The sequence below is a fragment of the Nostoc sp. NMS7 genome (assembly GCF_017115085.1).
Classification (GTDB): domain Bacteria; phylum Cyanobacteriota; class Cyanobacteriia; order Cyanobacteriales; family Nostocaceae; genus Nostoc.
Window position 1 is genome coordinate 23,490 of record NZ_JABXKJ010000051.1, and the last position, 6,173, is coordinate 29,662.

The following is a 6,173-nucleotide window of genomic DNA, read 5'->3' on the forward strand; positions in this document are numbered from 1 at the left end:
AATGAGAAGCAGGGGGACAATTTTAGATTTTAGACTTCGGCTACGCTCAGTCGAACGATTTTAGATTGAGTGACGATAACCAAAATCTCAAATCTTAAATCAATCAAGGAAACCCCAATAATAACTGTATTACAGCCCAAGTCTTGGGGGTTCCTTCCATTGCCTACGGAGTTAGCTGACGGGCTAAGACTGGAAGGTGTCTTTCTCTTAATAGTGCTGAGTGCTGAGTGCTGTTAGCAGATAGCTAAGGTTTAGCCCGTGCTGAGTTAATTAATAATTCCTAACTCCTGACTCTTAACTCCTCACTTTCTATGAGATACGCCCCACAATATGGTTCCTCCGTTCCAAATCCAGCTTTCATGAATTTGAATTAGGCTACCCACTAAAAAAAATGATAATCTAACTTACTCGTCTTCGGCAAAATATCGATCAAGGAAATTTAGGGCGTGGTTGCGGAGTTCAAAATATTTTTTTGAGTTTCGTATGGCGGCGCGATCGCGTGGATGTTCAAAAGGAACTTTTAATATCTCTCCTATACTAGCAGCTGGGCTATTGGTCATCAAGACGATGCGATCAGACATATAAATTGCTTCATCTACATCGTGGGTAATCATCATCACTGCTTGACGATTATTTTCCCAAATATCTAATACCTGCCATTGCAATTTGCCACGAGTTAGCGCATCTAGTGCCCCAAAAGGTTCATCCATCAGCAACATTTTGGGACGGATTGCTAAGGCTCTGGCAATACCTACTCGTTGTTTCATACCTCCAGAGATTTCATCAGGATATTTGTCAGCCGCCGCTGTCAAGTTTACCATTGCCAAGTGTTGATTTACAATGCTAATTTTCTCAGCCCTATTAGCATTTTTTAACACTTCATCCACGGCTAAACGGATATTTTGTCGCACGGTTAACCAAGGTAACAGCGAATAGTTCTGAAATACCATCATCCGTTCGGCTCCTGGCTGACGAATTTCTTGTCCATCTAGCCTGACTGAGCCGGAAGTTGCTTTTTCTAAACCAGCTACTATCTTTACTAGAGTTGATTTACCACAACCTGAGTGACCAATTACAGAAATATATTCATCTTCACCAATCGTTAGATTAACCCCCTCTAAAACGACAAAATTATCTTTATCAGGTGTCGGATAAGACTTGACTAAATTTTCAATTTCTAAAAATCCAGGGCGGGGCAGAACTTCGCTCTGGGTATTCATCGGTAATGAGGTGTATTCCATCATCAAAATGCTCCGAAAATAATTTAGTCATCAGTCAATATTTAACAAAAGAGAATAAAGGCATCAGTCGGCAGAATTCAGAATTAAATTCTGTGTGATCTGAATTCTGTATTCTTCTTTAAACTTGGGATTTAAGACATGAAAAAGTTAGTGGGAGCGTTAGCCCTGATAGCAAAACTATTTAGATAACCCACAGGATCGCTAGGATCGAAGCCTTTCTTATCTATAAATACTTCTGGTGGTTCGACCTTGTAATCATCCTTGGGACACTCGATGCCCATTTCGGATGCTATCTCCCGATATAAATCTGTTCTCCAACCAAGTTCTGCTAGTTTCTCGGCTTTTTTGGGGAATTCCTTAATTTGTCCCCACCGGGCTGCTTGTGTCATCAACCAGATACTTCTCGATCTCCATAAAAATGTGGAGTGTTCTGCTGGCTGTTTGGGAAGATTGTCAGGAATATCGAAGAAAATCGTCGTGTCTGCGGCTTTGATGGTGCGGTCTTTGCCGTCAAAGCCACCATAGTTGTAGTTGCCGAGAATTCCTGGACTTGTAAACTTCGCAATTGGAGCATTTTTCTTTTTAGGTCTAGCACCTGTAAAGGAACGGTCTGTGATCAGTTCGGCTACTTCTTGGCGATTTTCTACTTTGCTGCAATACTGGCAAGCTTCAATCATCGCCTTCACGAGGGAACGATAGGTTTTAGGATATTTGTCGATGAAAGATTCCATCACCCCCAACAGTCGATCTGGGTGTCCCAACCAGATTTCTTTACCTTGTGCGAAGGTAAAGCCGATGTTTTCATTACCTGTTATTGCGCGTGTGTTCCAGGGTTCTGCAACCATGTAAGCTTGCATTGCACCAATCCGCACATTTGTCACCATTTGCGGGGGCGGAACGATGATCACACGAAACTCTTTAAGCGGATCAACATCGGCGGCGGCGGATAGGTAGCGGACAAAGTATTCGTAAATGGCGGAACTTAGAACAACTGCCCAAACTTTGCGTTCTGGCGGCTGCTGGTCAAAGTAGCCTCGGAAATCGCGCCCAAAGGCTTCTAGCGCACCATCACCATATTTTTCTTGATACTCATACCACGGGCGTAGCCCAAAATCCCACATAGCTTTGTTCATGGTCATGGCGTTACCGTGGCGGTGAATGGTCATGGCTGCACACAAGGGGGCGTGGCGTGCGCCTTCAGCACCAATTCTGGCGTTGGTGACGGCACCAGATACTACGGGCGAAGCATCCAGGCGACCAAAAATTAAACCGTCGCGGGAGGTAGCCCAACTAGCTTCGCGGTTGAGTGTGACGTTCAAACCATATTTGCGGAAGAAGCCTTTTTTCCAGGCGATCGCAAATGGCGCACAATCATTAACGGGAACGTAACCAATAGTGAGATCGGATTTTTCTAGGTCTTGGGATCTAAGGGACTTCCAAAGAATAAATTATCCCAAAAAAATCAAGAAACAATATTCATTAAATAATGATAATCATTATAGAGGGGGAGAAAGGGTTGCCGACGGCAACCCTTTCTCCCCCCTCTATAGCGTGCATGAGAAATCTGCACGAGCGCGTCTATGAGTGGTATGATATGATTTTATTGAATATTCTCTATATCTATTTTCTCACTTAATAATTTAGGTGCTTCCACAACAGATATCAATAAACCAATTACCTAAATTCGGAAAATCTTTATTGTTGGAATTGGTTAATCGCTGGATTTGTTTCTCAATTTCAGACATAGCTTTTTTTGTTACCTTTACCCCAGTTTGATATGTTTGGTGTACTAGCTTAACCACCGGATGCTTGCCTTTCCATTTCATACTAGTGGCATAGTTTAAAGCTGTTTCTACTTCATCTAATATGCTACCAATGAAGATGATTTTCTAATACTGCCCATGTTCTCTCTATCGGATTATATTTGCTATGGTAGGGAGGATAATAAGCTAAACGTATGTTCAATGAGTGTTTGTGGGCGAACTCTACTATACGTTTCATGAACTGAGTACGCCGAGAACTATTCTCCGGGCCATTATCTTGATTGAGAACTAGTGTTTTTATATCAGAAAAACGAAATCTTTCTCTTAACCAAAAATCCTCTAAAATATCAACTATAAAGTCACTCGTAACTTTCGACTCAGTAAAATATAAAAATAGTTCATCAAACTCTGGAAGAAATATACCATAAGGAGTTACAGTTGTTTTCGGATTATAATCATGGTCATCAGCTTTGACCGCAGCCCGGCTTTTACCTCCTCGGTCAAATGAACCGATTTTGACACGAGCTTTGCCATCCAGCGAGAGACGTAAAATACCTAAGTCTTTGTCTGCATTTTGGTTGACTAAATCTAGTTGCTCAAAGATTGCATCGGTTTCAGGAATTTTTTTTGAGGTTGAACTTTAGCTACTCGTCTCAAGTTATAGCCCAATTTATTGAGTTTCAGACGAATCGTTTCTCCCGTAGGTAAATCTTTCTCACCATAACCATACTTTTCTATTAATTGCTTTCTGACTTCGTTAGCTCCAAGGCGAGTATATAGTCTTTGACTTTTAAAGCTAGGGTCTGTCTGGCTTTGAGAATCTACTAAATTTTTTATATCTTTTAAAAGATTTGGTAAGTGTAATTCTGCTTTATAGCGCCCTTTTGCGCTCATATTATCAACGCAAGTGATGCCGCTAGTTAATTCTTTCATCCCTTTACGAATACTACCTCGATTCCATCCTAATTCTGATTCTGCTAATCTTTGCCCTCCTAGCCCCAAACCCTGCACTGTTGACGCTATAAATTTACGTTTTGCAGCACCTTTTAATTGAGATGCTGTTTGTTTCAATAGTTGTTTCAGTGAAGAAGTTAATACTATAGACACCTCTGCTGCACCCAAAAATCCAATCATCATTACTGAATTTACCACAAAAGGGAGGGGAGAAAGCGGCAGCCTGCGGCTGCCGCTTTCTCCCCTTATACAATGATTATCATTATCTTTAATGGGATGTTTTATTTTTTGGAAGTCCCTAACTACTGGTTGTACAGCTAAGGCTTCTTCAGTCAATCCTTTAGCTGATCTATCTCCTGAAATCGCACAGGAAGACAGCGCTATTCCTGTTGTGGTTGCTCCTATTCCTTTGATAAAGTCTCGTCGAGTCCAGTTATTATCACCCATTCTTGTAGCTCCATTGGTGATTAATTAGTTATGAGTAGCCTCACGCACAGACGCAGAGTCTCGCTGCGTTTTAATGCTTTGACAGCAGGCGAATTTTGTTAGTTAGAAGCTGTAGGGCGGCGAGTTACTAATTCTTGGATTTTGCCGACACCGTAATCGAGAATTAACCCAGTTAAGCCAATTATCAACACAGCTAAAAAGACTGAACTCAGGTTTAAGCGACTCCATTCATCCCAGACAAAAAAGCCGATACCAATACCACCTGTGAGCATTTCTACCGCTACTATTACTAGCCAAGCTATCCCTAAACTAATTCGTAAACCTGTAAAAATATACGGCAAACTTGCAGGCCAGATGATTTTTGTAATTCGTCTCCAACGAGGCATTTCCAGCACTCGTGCTACATCTAAATAATCTTGGGGAACGCTAGAAACTCCTAAAGCGGTATTAATAATTGTCGGCCATAATGAAGTAATAAAGATCACAAAAATGGCTGAAGGATCTGCTAAATTGAAAATTGCTAAGGCGATGGGCAGCCAAGCTAGGGGCGATACTGGTTTAAAAATTTGAATGATCGGATTGAGCGCTAACATTGCCGGTCTGGACATTCCAATTAAAAACCCCAGAGGAATCGCTACTACTGCACCTAACAAAAAGCCTAGTAATACCCGGCGCAGACTTGCTATCAACAACCAACCAATTCCTAAGTTGCCTGGGCCTCTTTGGTAGAATGGATTTAAGATGTAGTCTAGATTAGCGATTAGCGCTTCTGGTGGGGTGGGCATCAATTCATGGTTAGCAAGTGCAATAATCCACCACAGCACAATTATTCCCAAGAAGCCCAATACAGGCAGAATGAAGACATCTCTAAGGATGAGAGGTTTTGCCTTTTTCCAAGTGGCTTGCCCAGCGATCGCAGCCAAATTTAGTTGAAATATCATTTACGACCTCAACAGATTTAAGTGCAGGTACAAAAAATTTGAGCAGTACCAGCCTTGGACACCGATGAGATCCAAACATTATAAAAATGTCGTCTCTTCAGTCTCCTCTCAATGCCTACGAAGTTAGCTGACGGGCTAGGGCTGAGAGATACCCTTCTGAAGAAAGTTATGAGTTATGAGTTAAAGATTAATAACTTCTAACTCTCAACTTCTCACTTTCTCTGAGATACGCCCCACAATTTGGTTCCTCCGCTCCAATCTCACGTACTGTGATCTGATGGATTAGGCTGACTTACTCTAATGGATATTAGTTATCAACAATATAACATCAATGCTCAGTAAAAGCCAACTGCATTCTGATAAATGTTGTTTATTTAAATACCAAAATCAAGTCTGTCTCCTTGCTTTTCGGTAATTAACAAAATGTATAATTTTTTATAATTTTAGTTGTATTGTGAGTGAACTCATTGCACAGATAGCTAAATAACAATAGTTGAATCAATCATCAAGTTTGTTACCTCCTTGATTAAGATTTGTTAACGAAAATCGGCGGGAATCCCATCCCTTCAAGGGGTGGGAGGGATAGCCGCCCGCCGATTTAGTCATTAGTCATTAGTCATTGGTACTAATGACTAATGACTAATAACTAATGACTTCGATTTTCCCCCGGCTTGAAGCCGGGGGATGAGTTAACAAAAATTATATTATACTTTGCAAAAATTTTATACACGGATAGTTAATTAAGTAAAATAACATATAAAAGTATCCGCTCAATAAATAGGGGATAGGAAGAAAAATAAGAGGATACAAAGGGTCACACCGGATTG

The 6,173-nt window shown here is 41.1% G+C and carries 2 protein-coding genes, 3 pseudogenes and 2 riboswitches; all 5 genes and pseudogenes read right to left on the reverse strand.

Translation table 11 applies throughout. The features are described from left to right. Positions 1 to 148: 148 nt before the first annotated feature. Positions 149 to 387: riboswitch (cyclic di-AMP (ydaO/yuaA leader) on the reverse strand. 17 nt (positions 388 to 404) lie between these two features. Further along, positions 405 to 1,241: a nitrate ABC transporter ATP-binding protein gene (locus HWQ38_RS04050; RefSeq protein WP_292790213.1), complete on the reverse strand. Its 837-nt coding sequence runs from the start codon at positions 1,239 to 1,241 to the stop codon at positions 405 to 407. A gap of 131 nt (positions 1,242 to 1,372) precedes the next feature. Next, a pseudogene (locus tag HWQ38_RS04055) lies at positions 1,373 to 2,671 on the reverse strand (ABC transporter substrate-binding protein); the annotation flags it as partial. Positions 2,672 to 2,881: 210 nt separating this feature from the next. Then, positions 2,882 to 4,105: pseudogene (locus HWQ38_RS04060) on the reverse strand (ISAzo13 family transposase). A gap of 138 nt (positions 4,106 to 4,243) precedes the next feature. After that, positions 4,244 to 4,405: pseudogene (locus tag HWQ38_RS04065) on the reverse strand (twin-arginine translocation signal domain-containing protein); the annotation flags it as partial. 98 nt (positions 4,406 to 4,503) lie between these two features. Further along, positions 4,504 to 5,346 (reverse strand): nitrate ABC transporter permease, encoded by an 843-nt coding sequence (ntrB, locus tag HWQ38_RS04070; protein ID WP_292790208.1) that lies wholly within the window; start codon positions 5,344 to 5,346, stop codon positions 4,504 to 4,506. 97 nt (positions 5,347 to 5,443) lie between these two features. Further along, a riboswitch (cyclic di-AMP (ydaO/yuaA leader) is annotated at positions 5,444 to 5,645 on the reverse strand. Between the last annotated feature and the right edge of the window lie 528 nt (positions 5,646 to 6,173).

Excerpts from the sequence above, each read along its gene's own strand:
- HWQ38_RS04050 (WP_292790213.1), bottom strand. The coding sequence starts at position 1,241 with ATGGAATACACCTCATTACCGATGAATACCCAGAGCGAAGTTCTGCCC.
- ntrB (WP_292790208.1), bottom strand. The coding sequence starts at position 5,346 with ATGATATTTCAACTAAATTTGGCTGCGATCGCTGGGCAAGCCACTTGG.